The 19,365-nt window shown below is 53.3% G+C and carries 17 protein-coding genes and 1 tRNA gene; 14 read left to right on the forward strand and 4 right to left on the reverse strand.

What is annotated here, in order from left to right:
- Positions 1-123: 123 nt before the first annotated feature.
- The 5 genes from D5398_RS20105 (at position 124) to yjfF (ending at position 5,169) form a co-directional block, all read left to right on the forward strand.
- Positions 124-199: transfer RNA gene (locus tag D5398_RS20105), tRNA-Trp, on the forward strand.
- A gap of 404 nt (positions 200-603) precedes the next feature.
- On the forward strand, positions 604-1,560 hold the full coding sequence (gene ytfQ, locus D5398_RS20110) for a galactofuranose ABC transporter, galactofuranose-binding protein YtfQ (protein WP_120134436.1): 957 nt from the start codon (positions 604-606) through the stop codon (positions 1,558-1,560).
- 111 nt (positions 1,561-1,671) lie between these two features.
- Entirely contained in the window at positions 1,672-3,153 is a 1,482-nt protein-coding gene (ytfR, locus tag D5398_RS20115) for a galactofuranose ABC transporter, ATP-binding protein YtfR (protein WP_208646040.1), read from the forward strand.
- Between the two features lie 10 nt (positions 3,154-3,163).
- Positions 3,164-4,183, forward strand: a complete 1,020-nt coding sequence (ytfT, locus tag D5398_RS20120) for a galactofuranose ABC transporter, ATP-binding protein YtfT (RefSeq protein ID WP_120509221.1) — start codon at positions 3,164-3,166, stop codon at positions 4,181-4,183.
- Positions 4,183-5,169, forward strand: coding sequence for a galactofuranose ABC transporter, permease protein YjfF (gene yjfF / locus D5398_RS20125; protein ID WP_120509222.1), 987 nt, complete (start codon positions 4,183-4,185; stop codon positions 5,167-5,169). The genes ytfT and yjfF overlap by 1 nt, the downstream gene beginning before the upstream one ends.
- A gap of 12 nt (positions 5,170-5,181) precedes the next feature.
- Here yjfF and hdfR read toward each other — a convergent pair whose 3' ends face one another.
- Positions 5,182-6,006, reverse strand: a complete 825-nt coding sequence (gene hdfR, locus D5398_RS20130) for an HTH-type transcriptional regulator HdfR (protein ID WP_120509223.1) — start codon at positions 6,004-6,006, stop codon at positions 5,182-5,184.
- A gap of 118 nt (positions 6,007-6,124) precedes the next feature.
- On the opposite strand from hdfR, the gene D5398_RS20135 reads away from it, so the two are divergent.
- A complete protein-coding gene (locus tag D5398_RS20135; RefSeq protein ID WP_112290286.1) occupies positions 6,125-6,463 on the forward strand; it encodes a MaoP family protein in 339 nt (112 codons plus the stop codon).
- Between the two features lie 25 nt (positions 6,464-6,488).
- Here the strand turns inward: D5398_RS20135 and D5398_RS20140 are convergent, their stop codons facing one another.
- Positions 6,489-8,024 carry a YifB family Mg chelatase-like AAA ATPase gene (locus tag D5398_RS20140; protein ID WP_120509224.1) on the reverse strand — a complete coding sequence of 512 codons (1,536 nt, stop codon included), beginning with the start codon at positions 8,022-8,024 and terminating at the stop codon, positions 6,489-6,491.
- Between the two features lie 366 nt (positions 8,025-8,390).
- Here D5398_RS20140 and D5398_RS20145 point away from each other — a divergent pair, with 366 nt between their 5' ends.
- The 7 genes from D5398_RS20145 (at position 8,391) to ilvA (ending at position 16,336) form a co-directional block, all read left to right on the forward strand.
- Positions 8,391-9,629, forward strand: coding sequence for an MFS transporter (locus tag D5398_RS20145; protein WP_120509225.1), 1,239 nt, complete (start codon positions 8,391-8,393; stop codon positions 9,627-9,629).
- Between the two features lie 132 nt (positions 9,630-9,761).
- Positions 9,762-9,863, forward strand: a complete 102-nt coding sequence (ilvL, locus tag D5398_RS20150) for an ilv operon leader peptide (RefSeq protein WP_015699153.1) — start codon at positions 9,762-9,764, stop codon at positions 9,861-9,863.
- Positions 9,864-10,010: 147 nt separating this feature from the next.
- Entirely contained in the window at positions 10,011-11,657 is a 1,647-nt protein-coding gene (ilvG, locus tag D5398_RS20155) for an acetolactate synthase 2 catalytic subunit (protein WP_120509226.1), read from the forward strand.
- Positions 11,654-11,917 carry an acetolactate synthase 2 small subunit gene (gene ilvM / locus D5398_RS20160; RefSeq protein WP_013577547.1) on the forward strand — a complete coding sequence of 88 codons (264 nt, stop codon included), beginning with the start codon at positions 11,654-11,656 and terminating at the stop codon, positions 11,915-11,917. The genes ilvG and ilvM overlap by 4 nt, the downstream gene beginning before the upstream one ends.
- A 16-nt stretch (positions 11,918-11,933) precedes the next feature.
- Positions 11,934-12,863 (forward strand): branched-chain amino acid transaminase, encoded by a 930-nt coding sequence (locus tag D5398_RS20165; RefSeq protein WP_095924174.1) that lies wholly within the window; start codon positions 11,934-11,936, stop codon positions 12,861-12,863.
- A gap of 72 nt (positions 12,864-12,935) precedes the next feature.
- A complete protein-coding gene (gene ilvD, locus D5398_RS20170) occupies positions 12,936-14,786 on the forward strand; it encodes a dihydroxy-acid dehydratase (protein WP_120134492.1) in 1,851 nt (616 codons plus the stop codon).
- 5 nt (positions 14,787-14,791) lie between these two features.
- Positions 14,792-16,336 carry a threonine ammonia-lyase, biosynthetic gene (ilvA, locus tag D5398_RS20175; RefSeq protein WP_120509227.1) on the forward strand — a complete coding sequence of 515 codons (1,545 nt, stop codon included), beginning with the start codon at positions 14,792-14,794 and terminating at the stop codon, positions 16,334-16,336.
- Between the two features lie 59 nt (positions 16,337-16,395).
- Here the strand turns inward: ilvA and ilvY are convergent, their stop codons facing one another.
- The gene (ilvY, locus tag D5398_RS20180) at positions 16,396-17,277 is read right to left on the reverse strand and encodes an HTH-type transcriptional activator IlvY (protein ID WP_120509228.1); all 882 of its coding nucleotides are present in this window, start codon (positions 17,275-17,277) and stop codon (positions 16,396-16,398) included.
- 186 nt (positions 17,278-17,463) lie between these two features.
- Between ilvY and ilvC the strand changes: the two genes are divergently transcribed.
- Entirely contained in the window at positions 17,464-18,939 is a 1,476-nt protein-coding gene (gene ilvC / locus D5398_RS20185) for a ketol-acid reductoisomerase (RefSeq protein ID WP_120509229.1), read from the forward strand.
- A 95-nt stretch (positions 18,940-19,034) separates the two neighbouring features.
- Here the strand turns inward: ilvC and ppiC are convergent, their stop codons facing one another.
- Entirely contained in the window at positions 19,035-19,316 is a 282-nt protein-coding gene (ppiC, locus tag D5398_RS20190; protein ID WP_015690589.1) for a peptidylprolyl isomerase PpiC, read from the reverse strand.
- Positions 19,317-19,365: the final 49 nt, after the last annotated feature.

Genomic DNA, 19,365 nt, shown 5'->3' on the forward strand with positions numbered 1-19,365 from the left:
GTAGTTCAGTTGGTTAGAATACCTGCCTGTCACGCAGGGGGTCGCGGGTTCGAGCCCCGTCCGTTCCGCCAATTATTTGATTATGCCTGCTAATTTTAGCAGGCATAATGTTAAGCGTCATTTAGGGGCGTAGCTCAGTTGGTAGAGCACCGGTCTCCAAAACCGGGTGTCGCGAGTTCGAGTCTCTCCGCCCCTGCCATATTGAAACCCTTCGCGAAAGCGAGGGGTTTTTTTTCGTCTGCAATTTGTACTCCCTTCTTCCCGCGTTCATTAATCCTCCAATAAAATCCCTTCCCTGACGACTTTTGCACCATTTACGCTCAACATGCCCCATTTTCCTGGTTGTTTTTTGTCATGTTTTGGCTGAATACATGCACTAATTGATTGTTATCCCCGTATGTGACCCCGCTCATGCTCCCTTTTTTCCAGTGTACTAAACCTAATCATCGTCCTGTGACGACAAACCGCTCCTGACATTACAGTTTTCATTCTTTTTCCTGACGTCTGGGAGCGAGAAATGAAGACTAATGTCGGGTGAACGTCCTGGCCGTACCCTACGAGTCATAACAAAAAGTAGCTCAGACTACACGCGAGGAAAGAAACATGTACAAACGCTTATTTGTGGCAGCAGCAGTGGCAACAGCACTTTGTGGCGCGGCTCACGCAGCTCCGCTGGTTGTTGGTTTTTCGCAGATCGGCTCTGAGTCTGGGTGGCGTTCTGCGGAAACAAAAGTGTCTAAGTCCGAGGCTGAAAAACGCGGTATCACGCTGAAAATTGCTGATGCACAGCAAAAACAAGAAAACCAAATTAAGGCAATCCGCTCCTTCATCGCTCAGGGCGTGGATGCCATTTTCATCGCGCCGGTTGTGGCAACTGGCTGGGCTCCTGTTCTGACGGAAGCCAAAGAAGCCAAGATCCCGGTATTCCTGTTAGACCGTACTATCGAAGTCAGTGATCCTTCCCTTTACACCGCCGCAGTCGCTTCTGACAGCGTGTATGAAGGCAAAGTGGCCGGAGACTGGTTAGTGAAAGAAGTGGCCGGTAAACCATGTAATGTTGTTGAATTACAAGGCACAGTGGGCGCCAGCGTCGCATTAAACCGTAAGCAAGGCTTTGCCGATGCACTGAAAGCTGCGCCAAACGTCAAAATTATCCGTTCGCAATCTGGTGACTTCACCCGTAGTAAAGGCAAAGAAGTCATGGAAAGCTTCATTAAGGCAGAACAAAACGGTAAGAACATTTGTGCCGTTTATGCCCATAACGATGACATGGCAATCGGTGCAATTCAGGCCATTAAAGAAGCCGGTCTGAAACCTGGCTCGCAGATCAAAATCGTTTCAATCGATGGTGTTCCTGACATATACAAAGCGATGTTAGCGGGTGAAGCGAATGCTTCTGTCGAGCTGACGCCTAACATGGCAGGCCCTGCATTTGATGCCCTGATCGCAATGAAAAAGGATGGGACTCAGCCGAAGAAATTCATTCAAACTCAGTCTGCGCTGATCCTGCCGGATATGGCTCAGAAAGAATATGACATGAAAAAAGACATGGGTTATTAAGCCGGTTTACCGGCTTGCCATTGTGGCAGGCCGGTAAAAATTATTCCCTTTTCGCCCTCTGGCGAATGCAGCAGGAGTAGTGATGTGACGGATAATCCTGGTTTTGAAACACTGCTTGAAGTCCGCGGTTTATCCGTTGAATTCCCTGGCGTGAAAGCACTGGAAAATGTCGACTTCACGCTTGAACGTGGCGAAATAGTGGCACTGTTAGGTGAAAATGGTGCGGGCAAGTCCACGATGATTAAAGCACTTACGGGTGTTTATAAGCGTTCCTCCGGACAAGTCTTCCTCAACGGAAAATCGATCGAACCTGTTAATACCGCTGATGCTCAGACGCTTGGGATTGGCACCGTCTATCAGGAAGTAAATCTCCTGCCGAACATCTCCGTAGCCGCTAATCTCTTCATCGGGCGCGAGCCAACCCGCTTCGGGCTGGTCAATCAGCGCAAGATGGAACAACAGGCTGAAACGCTTCTTGAAGGCTATGGCCTGCATCTGGATGTCAGCCAGCCTCTCTCCACGTATTCCATTGCTATCCAGCAGATCGTGGCCATTGCCCGCGCGGTGGATTTGTCTGCGCAGGTACTGATCCTCGATGAGCCCACCGCCAGCCTTGATGCCAAAGAAGTCAGCATGCTGCTCGATATTCTTGTTCAGTTACGCGAAAAAGGTGTGGGTATGATCTTCGTGACTCATTTCCTCGATCAGGTTTATCGCATCAGCGACCGGATAACTGTTTTAAGGAACGGCAAACGGGTGGGATCTGAACGTACTGTTGATCTGCCGCGTATCGATCTGGTGCCTATGATGCTGGGACACAGCTTTGATGAGAGCCTGCTAAAACGTACCGGGCACCGCAATGTGACGGGCGAGCCTTTAGTGGATTTCAGGGATTATGGTCGTCGTGGAGTGATTGAAAATTTCGATCTGAAAGTGCGGCGTGGCGAAATTGTGGGCCTGGCCGGATTGCTGGGATCAGGGCGAACAGAAACCGCGCAGTTGATCTTCGGTATCAAGGGACATGACAGCGGCAGCGCACAGGTCGATGGTAAATCAGAAACCATCAGCACGCCCCGAAAGGCTGCGAAGCTTGGATTTGGTTACTGTCCGGAAGATCGCAAGACCGATGGCATTATCGGGGCCGCTACAGTGCGTGAAAATATCATTCTTGCCTTACAGGCACAGCGCGGCTGGTTGCGCCCTCTACCGATGAAAGAGCAGCATCAGATCGCCGAAAAATTTATCAAACTGCTCGGTATCCGCACACCCGGAACAGAGCAGGAAATTCAGTATCTCTCCGGGGGTAATCAGCAGAAAGTGCTTCTTTCCCGCTGGCTGGCGACCAACCCCCGTTTCCTCATTCTTGACGAGCCAACCCGCGGCATTGATGTAGGGGCTCATGCAGAAATCATCCGGCTCATTGAGAAACTTTGCGATGAAGGGTTGGCCTTACTGGTCATTTCATCCGAACTGGAAGAGCTGTCAGGGTATGCCGACCGCATCGTGGTGTTACGCGACCGGCGACATGTTACCGAAATTGAGCAGGCTGAGATCTCCGTGCCAGCCATTATGAAAGCCATTGCGGCGCAATGAGGAGATATCAATGAGCAACAGGAGTCTGCCAATGACGGGAAGACCGCGCAAAGTAAGATTTGTGTTTCCTAAAGGTGCCACGCAAATCGGCGCCTTTATCGCAATATTAGTGATCGACAGTCTGGTCGCCCCCGGATTTTTCTCTATTCATATTCAGGATGGCCGTCTGTTTGGCAGCCTGGTGGACATATTCAATCGCGGCGCGCCCGTCGCATTGCTGGCTCTGGGAATGACGCTGGTTATCGCCACCGGCGGTATCGACCTTTCCGTTGGGGCTGTGATGGCAATAGCGGGCGCAACGGCAGCGACCATGACCGTTCAGGGATATCCGCTGGCGATAGTATTACTGGCGTCGATTGGTGTCGGCGCGATATGCGGCTTGTGGAATGGATTTCTGGTCGCAGTCCTGCAAATACAACCCATTGTTGCCACGCTGATGCTGATGGTCGCGGGAAGGGGTATCGCACAGCTGATTACTGAAGGGCAGATCGTCACGTTTGAACACAACGGTTTATCGCAGTTTGGCAGCGGTTCTCTGTTCTATCTGCCGATGCCGGTGATAATTGCCGTCGTCATGCTGGTACTGGTATGGGCATTGACCCGCAAAACGGCGCTCGGACTGTTTATTGAATCTGTCGGTATCAACATTCGTTCTGCTTACAACGCCGGTGTAAATGCCCGTTTGGTCCTGATTTCCACTTACGTTATCTGTGGTATTTGCGCAGCCGTCGCGGGCGTTATCGTGACGGCTGATATCCGTGGGGCGGACGCCAATAACGCCGGATTATGGCTGGAGCTCGACGCCATTCTGGCCGTCGTCATTGGGGGGGGCTCGTTGCTGGGCGGCCGCTTCAACCTGCTTCTTTCGGTAGTCGGTGCGCTGATTATTCAGGGGATGAACACCGGTATTCTGCTTTCCGGCTTTAAACCCGAATTTAATCTGGTACTTAAAGCTCTGGTGGTTCTCGCCGTACTGGTGGTTCAGTCGCCCCGGGTTTCACTCAGTAATCTGTTCCGGAGGAAGGGATAATGCTTAAAAGAAATCTGCCCCTGCTGATTACTATCGTGGTTTTCCTGGCCGGATATGCTTACTGCTTCACGCAGTTTCCGGGCTTTGCGTCCACGCGCGTATTCTTTGATTTACTGACGGACAACGCTTTTCTCGGCATTGTCGCCGTCGGTATGACGTTCGTTATCCTCTCCGGTGGCATCGACCTGTCAGTAGGCTCTGTTATCGCGTTTACCGGGGTTTTGCTGGCCAAACTGATCGGCGCTTACGGGGTTGCACCGGGTTACGCTTTTGTCATTGTCCTGCTGATGGGCGCGTTATTTGGTGCGCTGATGGGATGGATCATTGATACGCTGAAACTGCCGGCTTTCATCATCACGCTGGCGGGCATGTTTTTTGTCCGTGGGATGAGTTTTATCGTCTCGGAAGAATCGTTACCGATTAATCATCCGGTTTATGATTTTCTCGCCAATTACGCCTGGAAAATGCCCGGTGGTGGGCGTTTCACTTTACTGGCTCTGGTGATGCTGCTGGTGGTACTGGGCGGGATTATTCTGGCGCATCGCACACGATTTGGTAACAACGTCTACGCCGTCGGCGGAAGTAATGTATCGGCTGCGCTGATGGGGGTGCCGGTTCGTCGTACCACGATTTATATTTACATGCTCTCAAGCACGCTGGCCGTGTTATCCGGCATTATTTTCTCGCTGTATACGTCAGCGGGTTACGCACTTGCCGCCAGCGGTGTAGAACTCGATGCTATCGCTTCTGTCGTCATCGGCGGCACGTTGCTGAGCGGCGGCGTAGGCACAGTGTTAGGCAGCCTTTTTGGCGTGCTCATTCAGGGGCTGATTCAGACTTACATTACCTTCGATGGCACGCTCAGCTCATGGTGGACCAAAATCGTGATGGGCGTTTTGCTGTTCATCTTCATCGGATTGCAAAAAGGGATGGGCACCTTCTGGACAGCCAGAAGAGCACGTCATCCGAGGCCGGAACCGTCCTGAATCAGAACGGCTTCAGAAATTAGTGAGCAGCGGTGTTTTGAGTAACTGGCGGATCAGAACCTGTTGATCGCTGGTTTGCAGCCAGACGGCGTACAGCGGGCGGATCACCGGAGGGATGTCTTCATGCGCTGCCAGCTGAGGATATTCCTTTGCCCAATGTGCGGGCAGGAAAGCGCAACCCCCGGTGTTTTCCAGCAACTGACGTGTCAGATGCGCAGACGTTGTGGTCAGCACCGGTTCCTGATCGCTGTTTTGCAGCTTTTCCTGTTGCGGAAAATCTGCGCCCCATTCCAGTTTCACATACGGCGGATGCTCTTGCCTGACCGTTTTCTGTGATGAAAAAAGTCGTAACGAGAAATTACCTAGCAGCTGGCTTGAAAGCTCATCCATCTTTGGCGGTTCAGTAGTGATCAGTAAATCCAGTTGTCTTTCATGCAATTGTTTTACCAGCGATTGGCGAAGGGCGATGCGTGCCTCGAGTCTCAGCGTGCCACGCTGGGTGTAAAGCGACTGCATCCAAGGTGTCAGATAGGCTTCCCAAAGTGAGGCCGTGGCACCAATCGACAACTCAGTGTGCTGTAACGAGCGCACCACCTCTTTTTTCGCCATTTGCCAGGTCGACATCAGATTCTCTGCATAAGGCAGCAGACGCTCTCCTGCGGGCGTTAAGCGGATGTTATTGCGATGCCGTGTGAATAAATTGGCGCCAAGTTGGGTTTCCAGTTGTCGGATACGAAAGCTGACAGCAGATTGCGTCAGATAAAGGGATTCCGCCGCCCGACCAAAGTGGCGAGTTCTACTGACCTCCAAAAAGGTTTTCAGTAATTCCGTGTCCAAAACTATCTCCAATATTTTTTGTCGTTAAGATTTAAATGTTTTGTTTTACACAATGTCAAGCCTAACTAATACTCCGCGCCATAACAGCACGACCATGAGAGAATTAGGAGCGTGTCAGATGGCGGAAAGCTTCACCACGACAAATCGTTTTTTTGATAATAAACATTACCCTCGCGGGTTCTCCCGGCATGGCGATTTCACCATTAAAGAAGCGCAAATGCTAGAACGTTACGGCTTTGCATTTAACGAGCTGGATCTGGGAAAACGTGAGCCTGCTAACGACGAAGAAAAACTGTTCCTGGAGGTTTGCCGCGGTACGCGTGAACCTGTGACAGATGCAGAGAAAGTGTGGAACAAATACATTGTCCGCACCCGTCGTCCGAAGAAATTCCACACGTTGTCTGGCGGTAAACCGCAGGCTGACGCTGTAGAAGACTACACGGAAAGCGATGACTAATGAAACGGGGCGATGCCCCGTTTTTTTATGCCAGACTCTTATGCAGAGTTAACAATAGCCTATCCATGCTGCGATAGCTCAATGCCTCAGCAATATGTCTTCGTTCAATCGCTTCCACGCCCCCCAAATCAGCCAATGTTCTCGCGACTTTCAGAATGCGGTGCCAGGCTCTGACCGATAATCCCAGTTTATGCAGTACCTCTTCGAGAAATTCCGCATCCGCTTTGGTTAATACGCAATACATTTCCACTTCGCTGCTGCTCAGATGGGCGTTGATTTTGCCCGCGCGTTTTAACTGAATCTCTCTGGCGAACAGCACCCGTTCCCGCACTTGTCCACTACTTTCCCGGAGGGTGGGAGTATGGTTTTGCTGACTCAAAATGCCGGGCGGCAGCAGCGGGACTTCAATAGAAAGATCGAACCGGTCAAGGAAAGGCCCGGAAAGACGGCTCAGATAGCGTAAAACCTGCTGTGGCGGCGTGCGGTTATGGATGCCCTGATAATGCCCGGTCGGACTGGGATTCATCGCGGCAATCAGCTGCGCTCTTGCCGGATAGCGGACTTTCGCCCTTGCGCGGGAAATGGTGATTTCCCCGGATTCCATCGGCTGGCGTAAAGCATCCAGAACCTGCCGCTGAAATTCAGGTAGTTCGTCAAGAAACAGCACACCGTTATGTGCCAGCGATATTTCTCCCGGTCTGGGCAGCGAGCCACCGCCTACCAGCGCACTCATCGACGTGCTGTGATGCGGCGCCCTGAATGGACGTACGCGTGAAAACCCGCCGTCTTCTTCCGGGTTATACACCAGACTGGCGATGGCAGCGGTTTCTAACTTTTCCTCATTGGTCAGCGGCGGTAATAATCCCGGCAACCGGCTCGCCAGCATAGTTTTTCCGGTGCCCGGCGGTCCTATCAGCAACAAGTTATGGCCGCCTGCCGCCGCGACCTCCAGTGCGCGCTTAGATTGTTCCTGTCCGATGATCTCCGAAATGTCCGGCTGATGTGCCTGAACCGGCGAATGAGCGGAAAATTCGATGGCAGGCAAATTGTCTTCGCCCTGCAAAAATGCACAGACCTGCAGCAAATGCCCGGCAACTTTTGCCACGCCGGGATCAAGCAGCGTCATTTCCGTTTGATTATTTTGCGGCAGGATCAATATCCGGCCCGCTTTCTGCGCCTCCAGTGCTGCCGGAATTGCGCCATTCACGCTGCGCAATGCACCGGAAAGCCCGAGTTCTCCCACAAACTCGTACTCCTCAAGCTTATCCCCCTGAAGTTGCTCAGAGGCCACCAGAATCGCCAGCGCAATGGATAAATCGTACCGGCCACCTTCTTTAGGTAAATCGGCAGGCGCAAGATTCACGGTGATGCGTTTTGCCGGAAAGGTGAATCCGCAGTTGATGATGGCGCTGCGCACCCGATCCCTGGCTTCTTTGACAGTGGTTTCAGGTAAACCGACCAGTGTCAGAGCCGGTAAACCGTTGCTGATATGTACCTCGACCGAGACGCCGGGCGCCTGAACACCCAGTGAGGCGCGGGTATGCACCACGGCTAATGTCATGCTGATTCCTTTGCTGTGAGATTTCCTGACGGCAGCATGCCTGAGCCTGAAACTTTTTCGGGGAGAAGATTTGCACGATGCGTACTATCACGGATAAATATTTTGTAAGTCAGCCGTTTAGCAGGGAGTAATGCGAGGTGCGCCGCAACCTCAGCAATACTCATTAACAGTTTGATGTCTTCGGAAACAAATTAGGCCGCTAATTAAGTTGCTGGTTATACAGGCTGAGGTGTTTAATTTGATTGTATTTAACAATAAATAAACAAATGCGAATCATTGATTAACATCTCGCGGCCTTACTGAGGGTTTTCCGGAACGCTACGGTGAGCGCATAACCTACAGCTATTCCGGAATAGGGATACACCCATGTTTGGTTGGACTTCTCGGCAGCGTAACGTTGCCATCGCCAGCTTCCTCAGCTGGACTCTTGATGCCTTTGACTTCTTCGTTCTGGTCTTCCTGCTCAGTGATATTGCCACGGCGTTTCAGGTGGATATCAAACAGGTTACGCTGGCTATTCTGCTGACGCTGGCCGTGCGGCCCATTGGCGCGCTGCTTTTCGGGCGTGCGGCGGAAAAATACGGGCGCAAGCCGGTGCTGATGGTCAACATCGCGCTGTTTTCATTCTTCGAACTGTGTACTGCGGCGGCACCTTCGCTGACGGTATTCCTCATCCTTCGCGTTATTTACGGCATAGCGATGGGCGGTGTCTGGGGCGTGGCTTCTTCGCTGGCGATGGAAACGATTCCTGACCGTTCACGCGGTCTGATGTCCGGGATTTTCCAGGCAGGTTATCCGTTTGGTTATCTTCTGGCCGCTGTGGTGTATGGCTTGCTGTTTAACGTGGTGGGCTGGCGCGGAATGTTTGTGATAGGTGCGGTGCCGATTTTCCTGCTGCCCTTTATCTGGTTCAAAGTGCAGGAATCACCGGTCTGGCTGGCGGCGCGGGAACGCAACGAAAGCACGGCCCTGATGCCGGTGTTGAAGAAAAACTGGAAGCTGTGCGTCTATCTCGTGGTGCTGATGGCAGGCTTTAATTTCTTCAGCCATGGTACGCAAGATCTCTATCCTACATTCCTGAAGGTTCAGCATGGTTTCGATGCACATACCGTCAGTTTAATTGCCATAAGCTACAACATCGCGTCAATTATTGGCGGGGTCTTCTTCGGTGCGCTTTCTGAAAAGATTGGTCGTAAGAAAGCCATTATCATCGCCGCGCTGCTTTCCCTGCCGGTCATTCCCTTATGGGCATTCTCCGGCGGTTCGTGGATGCTGGGGCTCGGGGCGTTTCTGATGCAGTTTATGGTGCAGGGCGCATGGGGCGTGGTGCCAACCTATCTTACCGAACTGGTGCCCGCCAACACGCGCGCCGTTCTGCCGGGGTTCGTCTACCAGCTCGGGAATCTGATTGCGTCAGTGAATGCGACACTTCAGGCCTACATTGCCGAAAGTCACGGACATAATTACGGACTGGCGATGGCTATTGTAGCCGGTACCGTCGCCATTCTGATTTCTGTTCTGGTGGCATTTGGCCGGGATACCCGCGGAAAAGCCATTGCCGGAGCAATAAATAATCAGGCGGTCAATGATCACGCTAAGGTTTGATTTATCTGACGATTTCTTGCGGATTGTGCAACGGACTGCAAATAATAACGCAAGAAAAGTGTTGTCATTAAATAGCTGACTGTGATAACTCTGTAGGTAATCGTTCGCAATATGAATTTCAGAAACCTAAAAATGAAAGCCCTTCTCCTCGTAGTTAGCCTAGTCGTGATTAGCGTGGTGGTGATTATTATCCCACCGTGCGGGGCTGCACTTGGACGAAGAAAGGCTTATTAAACAAGCCTGAAACTGAAAAGAAACCCCGCACCGAAAGGTCCGGGGTTTTTTTTTGGGTCAGGAATTTCAGAGAACAGTGAAGCGGGGTCGGAAAATGAGCAACAGCATAATATTCTGCACTTGTCGCAAAAAGGCAGGAGAATAAGGATGAATGGAGCACAGTGGGTAGTACAAGCGTTGCGTGCGCAGGGTGTAAATACAGTATTTGGTTATCCTGGCGGGGCAATCATGCCGGTATACGATGCATTGTATGACGGCGGCGTGGAACACCTTCTGTGCCGGCATGAGCAGGGCGCCGCAATGGCGGCCATCGGTTATGCCCGTTCAACCGGTAAAGTCGGGGTGTGTATCGCCACTTCCGGCCCTGGCGCGACCAACCTGATCACCGGTCTGGCCGACGCCTTGCTCGACTCCGTTCCTCTGGTTGCCATCACCGGTCAGGTCGGTTCTGCCTTCATCGGTACCGATGCGTTTCAGGAAATTGACGTTTTAGGTTTATCCCTGGCCTGCACCAAACACAGCTTCCTGGTCGAATCGCTGGACGCACTGCCGGAAATCATGGCTGAAGCGTTTGCCATCGCCACGTCCGGGCGTCCGGGTCCGGTTCTGATCGACATCCCGAAAGACATTCAGCTGGCGACCGGCGAACTGCCACCGCATCTGCTGGCGGTGGAAGAGATTTTCCCGCACCCGATAGCTGAACTGGAACAGGCCAGCGCGATGATCGCCGCAGCACAAAAACCGATGGTTTACGTCGGCGGCGGTGTGGGCATAGCACAGGCGGTTCCGGCGTTACGTGAATTCATTTCAGCCACAGGAATTCCGTCTGTTGCGACCCTGAAAGGCCTGGGCGCACCGGATGCCGCTGACCCATGTTACCTGGGGATGCTCGGCATGCACGGCACCAAAGCCGCGAATCTGGCGGTTCAGTCCTGTGATTTACTGATTGCCGTCGGTGCACGTTTTGATGACCGGGTGACCGGGAAACTGAATACCTTCGCGCCAAACGCGGCCGTTATCCACATGGATATCGATCCCGCCGAGCTGAACAAACTGCGTCAGGCGCACGTGGCGTTGCAGGGCGATTTGAACTCCCTGTTACCGGCATTGCACCAGCCGCTGAATATCAATGCCTGGCGTGATGAAGTGATGACCCTGAAAGCACAGGGCGAATGGCGCTACGATCATCCGGGTGAAGCCATCTATGCGCCGCTGTTACTGAAACAAATCTCAGATCGTAAATCTGCCAGTACCGTCGTGACCACCGACGTCGGGCAGCACCAGATGTGGACTGCGCAGCATATGCAGTTCAGCCGCCCGGAAAACTTCATCACCTCCAGCGGTCTGGGCACGATGGGCTTTGGGGTTCCGGCTGCCGTCGGCGCACAGGTTGCCCGTCCGGACGATATGGTGATCTGCGTTTCCGGTGACGGTTCATTCATGATGAACGTTCAGGAACTGGGCACCATCAAGCGAAAACAGCTGCCCGTCAAAATACTGTTACTGGATAACCAGCGGTTAGGCATGGTCCGGCAGTGGCAGGAGTTGTTCTTTGACGGACGCTTTAGTGAAACCAACCTTTCTGATAATCCCGATTTTGTGACGCTGGCAAGCGCATTCAACATCCCCGGCCAGCGTATTCACCGTAAAGACCAAGTCGATGCCGCTCTGGATGCGTTCTTCAATAGCGAAGGCCCGTATTTGCTTCAGGTTTCCATCGACGAAAATGAGAATGTCTGGCCGCTGGTTCCACCGGGCGCAGGCAACGAAACCATGTTGGAGAAAATGTCATGATGCAGCATAACGTCTCAATCCAGGCCCGTTTCCGCCCTGAAATGTTAGAACGCGTATTACGCGTTGTTCGCCACCGTGGTTTCCAGGTGTGCGCGATGAACATGACCCCGATGGTCAATGCGGAAAACATAAATATCGAATTGACCGTTGCCAGCCAGCGCCCGGTGGATTTACTGTCTTCACAGTTACGCAAACTTATGGATGTCGCTTGTGTCGAGATCCAGCAACATACATCACAACAAATACGCGCGAATGCGTGAGTAAAGGAACGAGAGAATGACGAAGAAAGCTGATTACATTTGGTTCAATGGCGAGATGGTTCCGTGGGCAGAAGCAAAAGTTCACGTCATGTCACACGCACTGCATTACGGCACTTCCGTATTCGAAGGCGTGCGTTGCTACGACTCCCACAAAGGGCCGGTCGTATTCCGTCACCGTGAACATATGCAGCGTCTGCGCGATTCCGCAAAAATCTACCGTATGCCGGTTTCTCAGAGCGTGGATGAGCTGATGGAAGCTTGCCGCGAGACCCTGCGCAAAAACAATCTGGTCAGCGCGTATATCCGTCCGCTGGTGTTTGTCGGCGATGTGGGTATGGGCGTTAACCCACCGGATGGCTACAAAACTGACGTGATCATCGCCGCTTTCCCATGGGGCGCATATCTGGGTGAAGAAGCGCTGGAGCAGGGTATCGACGCGATGGTGTCTTCCTGGAACCGCGTTGCTGCGAACACTATCCCGACAGCGGCAAAAGCCGGTGGTAACTACCTGTCCTCATTGCTGGTCGGCAGCGAAGCACGTCGCCACGGTTATCAGGAAGGTATCGCACTGGACGTTCACGGTTATGTGTCTGAAGGCGCTGGCGAAAACCTGTTTGAAGTGAAAGAGGGCATTCTGTTTACGCCTCCGTTTACCTCTTCCGCCCTGCCGGGTATCACCCGCGACGCTATTATTAAACTGGCGAAAGACATGGGCCTGGAAGTGCGTGAACAAGTTCTGTCCCGTGAATCTCTGTATCTGGCAGACGAAGTCTTCATGTCCGGTACCGCCGCAGAAATCACGCCAGTTCGCAGTGTTGACGGCATTCAGGTCGGCATCGGCAAACGTGGTCCGGTCACCAAACAAATTCAGGATGCGTTCTTCGGCTTGTTCACAGGCAAAACCGAAGACAAATGGGGTTGGCTGGATCCAATCAACCCACAATAATTTTAAGAATGAAATTCAGCAGGCAGCGATTTCGCAGCCTGCTAAACAGAAATGATTTGGAGTGAACAGAGCATGCCTAAGTACCGTTCCCACACCACGACACATGGCCGCAACATGGCTGGTGCCCGCGCTTTATGGCGTGCCACCGGCATGACCGATGACGATTTCGGCAAACCGATTATTGCTGTCGTCAACTCATTCACCCAGTTCGTTCCGGGCCACGTGCATTTGCGTGACTTGGGTAAACTGGTTGCCGAGCAAATTGAAGCGTCCGGCGGCGTAGCGAAAGAATTCAACACTATCGCCGTGGATGACGGGATCGCCATGGGTCATGGCGGCATGCTGTATTCACTGCCTTCCCGTGAGCTGATCGCAGACTCCGTGGAATACATGGTTAACGCGCACTGCGCCGATGCCATGGTGTGTATTTCCAACTGCGACAAAATCACGCCGGGAATGCTGATGGCGTCACTGCGCCTGAACATTCCGGTGATCTTCGTTTCCGGCGGTCCGATGGAAGCCGGTAAAACTAAGCTGTCTGACAAAATCATCAAACTTGACCTGGTCGATGCGATGATTCAGGGCGCAAACCCGAACGTCAGCGATGCCGACAGCGAGCAAATCGAGCGTTCTGCCTGTCCGACCTGCGGTTCCTGTTCCGGTATGTTTACCGCCAACTCCATGAACTGTCTGACCGAAGCGCTGGGCCTGTCTCAGCCGGGTAACGGTTCATTGCTGGCGACCCACGCCGACCGCCGTGACCTGTTCCTGAACGCCGGTCGTCGCATCGTTGAGCTGACCAAGCGTTATTACGAGCAGGACGACGCCAGTGCGTTGCCGCGCAACATCGCCAGCAAAGCCGCATTCGAAAACGCCATGATCCTGGATATCGCCATGGGCGGTTCCACCAATACCGTTCTGCACCTGCTGGCTGCGGCGCAGGAAGGCGAAATCGAATTCGACATGACCGACATCGACCGGCTGTCACGCAAAGTACCGCATCTGTGTAAAGTCGCGCCAAGCACCCAGAAATACCATATGGAAGACGTTCACCGTGCCGGTGGCGTGCTGGCCATTTTGGGCGAACTGGATCGTGCCAATCTTCTGAACCGCGACGTGAAGAACATTCTCGGCCTGACCCTGAACCAGACGCTGGATCAGTACGACATCATGCTGACCAAAGACGAAGCGGTGAAAAAAATGTTCCGTGCGGGCCCGGCCGGTATCCGCACCACTCAGGCATTCTCACAGGATTGCCGTTGGGACACGCTCGATGATGACCGTGCTGAAGGCTGTATCCGCTCGCTGGAACACGCGTTCAGCAAAGACGGTGGTCTGGCCGTGCTTTACGGCAACATCGCCGAAGCAGGAAGCATCGTTAAAACCGCTGGCGTGGATGCATCCAATCTGACCTTCCGTGGTCCGGCAAAAGTTTACGAAAGCCAGGACGATGCCGTTTCCGCAATTCTCGGTGGCAAAGTGGTGTCCGGCGACGTGGTGGTTATCCGTTACGAAGGGCCAAAAGGCGGGCCGGGCATGCAGGAAATGCTGTATCCGACCACTTACCTGAAATCCATGGGTCTCGGCAAAGAATGTGCGTTGATCACCGACGGTCGTTTCTCCGGCGGTACCTCGGGTCTGTCTATCGGCCACGTTTCTCCGGAAGCGGGCAGCGGTGGTCTGATTGCACTGGTTGAAGATGGCGACATCATCGATATCGATATTCCAAACCGCAAAATGGTGCTGGACGTTCCTGCGGCGGAACTGGCTGCACGTCACGAAGCCGAGCTGGCTCGCGGCGACAAAGCCTGGACGCCGAAGAACCGCGAACGAGTGGTTTCTCTGGCGTTGCGTGCTTACGCATTGCTGGCGACAAGTGCTGATAAAGGCGCAGTACGCGACAAGTCTAAGCTGGGAGGCTGACGGTCATGGCGGTATCACAACCTCTACCCGACCAGCCGTGCGGCGCAGAATATCTGCGTGCCGTGCTGCGAGCGCCGGTTTATGAAGTCGCGCAGGTGACGCCTTTGCAGGTCATGGAAAAGATCTCTTCCCGGCTGGGTAACACCATTCTGGTGAAGAGGGAGGACCGCCAGGCCGTACACAGTTTTAAACTGCGCGGCGCATATTCCATGATCGCCGGCCTGACCGAAGACGAGGCCGCACGCGGTGTCGTCACGGCATCAGCCGGTAATCACGCGCAGGGCGTGGCGCTTTCAGCCACCAAAAAAGGCATCAAATCCCTGATTGTGATGCCGGTCGCGACGGCTGATATCAAAGTCGACGCCGTGCGTAATTTCGGTGGCGAAGTGTTGCTGTATGGTGCGAATTTCGATGAGGCGAAAGCCAAAGCGGTCACGCTGTCGCAGGAACAAGGCATGACCTTTGTGCCGCCGTTCGACCATCCGGCGGTGATCGCCGGACAGGGCACGCTGGCGATGGAACTGCTGCAACAGGATGCGCATCTCGATCGCGTATTCGTTCCCGTCGGCGGCGGTGGTTTAGCTGCCGGTGTGGCGGTGTTGATCAAACAGCTGATGCCGCAAATTCAGGTGATAGGCGTTGAAGCAGAAGATTCTGCCTGCCTGCGTGCTGCGCTGGATGCCGGTGAACCGGTTGATCTGGCGCGTGTTGGGTTGTTCGCAGAAGGCGTGGCCGTGAAGCGTATCGGTAACGAAACCTTCCGTTTGTGCCGCGAATATCTGGATGACGTGATCACCGTTGACAGCGATTCCATCTGCGCGGCAGTGAAAGATTTATTCGAAGATGTTCGTGCAATTGCTGAACCTTCCGGCGCGCTGGCGCTGGCAGGGCTGAAGAAATACGTGCAGCAGCACAATATTCAGGGCGAGCGCCTGGCGCATGTGCTTTCCGGCGCGAACGTGAATTTCCACGGTCTGCGTTATGTGTCAGAACGCTGCGAGCTGGGCGAGCAACGCGAAGCGCTGCTGGCGGTGACTATTCCTGAGCGTAAAGGCAGCTTCCTGAAATTCTGTCAGCTGCTGGGTGGCCGTTCGGTGACGGAGTTCAACTACCGTTATGCCGATGCGGATAATGCCTGCATCTTTGTGGGCGTGCGCCTGACGCGCGGTCATGCAGAACGTCAGGAAATTATCGACGAGCTGAATCACGACGGTTATCAGGTAGTGGATCTGTCCGACGATGAAATGGCGAAACTTCACGTGCGTTACATGGTGGGCGGGCGCCCGACCAAACCTTTGCGCGAGCGGCTTTACAGCTTTGAATTCCCGGAATCTCCGGGTGCTTTGCTGAAATTCCTGCATACGCTGGGCACGCACTGGAATATTTCGCTGTTCCATTACCGCAGCCATGGCACCGATTTTGGTCGCGTGCTGGCGGCGTTTGAGCTGAATGAAGAAGAGCCGGAGTTCGAGCAGAACCTGTCTGCTCTGGGTTATGACTGTCACAACGAAAGTGATAATCCGGCGTTCCGCTTCTTCTTAGCGGGCTAGAAAATCCAGGGGCCCAAACGGGCCCTTTTTCTTTGCCATCATTTTGTCGCGAAGACCGGTTATAACAGCTGCCAGAACGCGTCGATCAGCGGTTCGTTCAGCCGTTTTTTCTGCACGCAAACGCCCAGTTCCAGCGGTGCGCCGAGCGTGACGTTATCCAGAATAGAAATACGGTTGCGCACCGGTTCCGGGCTGTTATCGACCACCACCGACGGAATGAGCGCGATGCCGCAACCTAGCGCGACCATCGACACAATGGCTTCATGGCCGGACACCGTGGCGTAAATCAGCGGGTTGCTCAGACGGTTGCGTTTGAACCACACGTCGATGCGTTTTCGTGCCGGGCCATGTTCCGGCAGGATGAACGGGATTTGTGACCAGTCCGGATGCGGTTCGCTGACTTGCGTACGAACGGCGCAAGGCAGGGAAGGGGAAATCAGGATCATCGGAATTTCGCCGATCTGCGTGAAATCGACGCTGCCCGGCAAACTTTCCGGACGACCGGCAATCCCCAAATCCGCTTCGGTGGACTGCACTTTTTCCACCGCGTCGGCAGCATCGCCGGTGGTCAGTTTGATTTCGACCAGCGGATGCTGCGCACGAAAGCGGTCTAGGATTGGCGGCAGATGGCTGTAGGCAGCCGTCACCGAGCAGAACAGATGCAGTTCGCCGCTCAGCGTCGGGCCATGTTGATCTAACCCGCTGCGCAGTTGCTGATAATGCAGCAGCGTCTGCTGGGCAAAGCTTTTGAGTTGTTCGCCCGCACTGGTCAGCTGCACGGTGCGGTTATCTCTCTGAAATAACGGCTGGCCAAGTTCCTCTTCCAGCCGCTGTATCTGGCGCGATAACGTGGACGGGCTGACATGCATTGCCTTCGACGACCGCCCAAAATGGCGGCTTTCCGCCAGATGTAAAAACAGTTTCAGATCACGTAAGTCCATAAAGAATATCCGGCTCTTTGGTTTCACAGATGACAGGTTAAGTATATTGCATAATCTGCAACGTCATCTTCGTAATATATCAATTTAAGCAATGTGTCACATGACATATAGTGAATTCACGGCGTTCACCAGCTCAACGGTGAAACAAAAAATAACAGCACTTACCTCGATAGAACGGAGCAATACATGGCTAACTATTTCAACACACTGAACCTGCGTCAGCAGCTGGCACAACTGGGCAAATGCCGCTTCATGGGTCGCGATGAATTCGCAGACGAAGCCAGCTACCTCAAAGGTAAAAAAGTGGTGATTGTAGGCTGTGGCGCACAGGGCCTGAACCAGGGTCTGAACATGCGTGATTCCGGTCTGGATGTGTCCTACACCCTGCGTGCAGAAGCAATTGCTGAGAAGCGTGCTTCATGGCGTAAAGCGACCGAAAACGGCTTTAAAGTGGGCACCTACGAAGAACTGATCCCGCAGGCTGATCTGGTGGTTAACCTGACGCCAGACAAACAGCACAGCGCTGTGGTTAAAGCGGTTCAGCCTCTGATGAAAGATGGCGCAACACTGGGTTATTCCCACGGTTTCAACATCGTTGAAGTTGGCGAGCAAATTCGTAAAGACATCACCGTCGTGATGGTTGCGCCGAAATGCCCAGGTACTGAAGTACGTGAAGAATACAAACGTGGTTTCGGCGTACCGACTCTGATCGCGGTTCACCCGGAAAACGACCCGAAAGGCGAAGGCATGGCGATTGCTAAAGCCTGGGCAGCAGCAACCGGCGGCCACCGTGCGGGCGTTCTGCAATCTTCCTTCGTTGCTGAAGTGAAATCTGACCTGATGGGTGAGCAAACTATCCTGTGCGGTATGTTGCAGGCGGGTTCTCTGCTGTGCTTCGACAAACTGGTCGCTGACGGCGTAGATGAAGCTTACGCAGAAAAACTGCTGCAGTTCGGCTGGGAAACCATCACCGAAGCGCTGAAACAAGGCGGCATCACGCTGATGATGGATCGCCTGTCCAACCCGGCGAAACTGCGTGCTTACGCGCTGTCCGAACAACTGAAAGAGATCATGGCGCCACTGTTCCAGAAACACATGGATGACATCATCTCCGGTGAATTCTCCAGCGGCATGATGGCTGACTGGGCGAACGACGACAAAAATCTGCTGACCTGGCGTGAAGAAACGGGCGCAACTGCGTTCGAAAACGCACCACAGTTCGACGGTAAAATTTCCGAGCAGGAATACTTCGACCACGGTGTTGTGATGATTGCGATGGTGAAAGCAGGCGTTGAACTGGCCTTCGAAACCATGGTTGACGCCGGGATTATCGAAGAGTCTGCTTACTACGAATCACTGCACGAGCTGCCGCTGATCGCCAATACTGTTGCACGTAAGCGTCTGTATGAAATGAACGTGGTTATCTCTGACACCGCTGAATACGGTAACTACCTGTTTGCTAACGCAGCAGTGCCGTTGCTGAAAGAGTTTATGACCACACTGCAGGCAGGTGATCTGGGTAAATCTGTTGCGGGCACCAACGTTGATAACGCGCAGCTGCGTGACGTTAACGAAGCCATCCGTAACCACCCGATCGAAGAAGTAGGCCACAAGCTGCGCGGCTATATGACCGATATGAAGCGCATTGCTGTAGCAAGCTGATACCCTTCATACTTCGAACTACAGATGCAAACAAAAGGGCACTGCATGAAAATGCGGTGCCCTTTCTTTTACTGCGACTGTGCTAAAACGGAAACTCAGTTGCGGTACAGGATCTTAATAATGTGGTAACCAAACTGGGTGTGCAGCGGGCCTTGTGGCTCGATAAGTGGTGCAGAGAAAACCACTTTATCGAAAGCCGGCACCATTGCGCCTTGCTTGAACTCACCTAAGTGGCCGCCTTTCTTACCCGACGGACAGGTAGAGTGCTTCTTAGCCAGTTTTTCGAAATCGCCACCGTTCTTGAGTTGTTCAAGAAGATCAAGCGCCTGTGCTTCTTCCTTTACTAGGATGTGCATTGCTGCGGCAGTTTTTGCCATGATAAGACCTTTTTGCGAGAGTGTTTCCAGGCGGGTAATGTAACATCTG

The organism is Rahnella bruchi, from assembly GCF_003614975.1.
GTDB classification, from domain to species: domain Bacteria; phylum Pseudomonadota; class Gammaproteobacteria; order Enterobacterales; family Enterobacteriaceae; genus Rahnella; species Rahnella bruchi.

What these genes read in the sequence shown, in the direction of transcription:
- ytfQ (WP_120134436.1), top strand. Translation starts at nt 604, where the DNA reads ATGTACAAACGCTTATTTGTGGCAGCAGCAGTGGCAACAGCACTTTGT.
- ytfT (WP_120509221.1), top strand. Translation starts at nt 3,164, where the DNA reads ATGAGCAACAGGAGTCTGCCAATGACGGGAAGACCGCGCAAAGTAAGA.
- yjfF (WP_120509222.1), top strand. Translation starts at nt 4,183, where the DNA reads ATGCTTAAAAGAAATCTGCCCCTGCTGATTACTATCGTGGTTTTCCTG.
- D5398_RS20135 (WP_112290286.1), top strand. Translation starts at nt 6,125, where the DNA reads ATGGCGGAAAGCTTCACCACGACAAATCGTTTTTTTGATAATAAACAT.
- D5398_RS20140 (WP_120509224.1), bottom strand. Translation starts at nt 8,024, where the DNA reads ATGACATTAGCCGTGGTGCATACCCGCGCCTCACTGGGTGTTCAGGCG.
- D5398_RS20145 (WP_120509225.1), top strand. Translation starts at nt 8,391, where the DNA reads ATGTTTGGTTGGACTTCTCGGCAGCGTAACGTTGCCATCGCCAGCTTC.
- ilvL (WP_015699153.1), top strand. Translation starts at nt 9,762, where the DNA reads ATGAAAGCCCTTCTCCTCGTAGTTAGCCTAGTCGTGATTAGCGTGGTG.
- ilvG (WP_120509226.1), top strand. Translation starts at nt 10,011, where the DNA reads ATGAATGGAGCACAGTGGGTAGTACAAGCGTTGCGTGCGCAGGGTGTA.
- ilvM (WP_013577547.1), top strand. Translation starts at nt 11,654, where the DNA reads ATGATGCAGCATAACGTCTCAATCCAGGCCCGTTTCCGCCCTGAAATG.
- D5398_RS20165 (WP_095924174.1), top strand. Translation starts at nt 11,934, where the DNA reads ATGACGAAGAAAGCTGATTACATTTGGTTCAATGGCGAGATGGTTCCG.
- ilvD (WP_120134492.1), top strand. Translation starts at nt 12,936, where the DNA reads ATGCCTAAGTACCGTTCCCACACCACGACACATGGCCGCAACATGGCT.
- ilvA (WP_120509227.1), top strand. Translation starts at nt 14,792, where the DNA reads ATGGCGGTATCACAACCTCTACCCGACCAGCCGTGCGGCGCAGAATAT.
- ilvY (WP_120509228.1), bottom strand. Translation starts at nt 17,277, where the DNA reads ATGGACTTACGTGATCTGAAACTGTTTTTACATCTGGCGGAAAGCCGC.
- ilvC (WP_120509229.1), top strand. Translation starts at nt 17,464, where the DNA reads ATGGCTAACTATTTCAACACACTGAACCTGCGTCAGCAGCTGGCACAA.
- ppiC (WP_015690589.1), bottom strand. Translation starts at nt 19,316, where the DNA reads ATGGCAAAAACTGCCGCAGCAATGCACATCCTAGTAAAGGAAGAAGCA.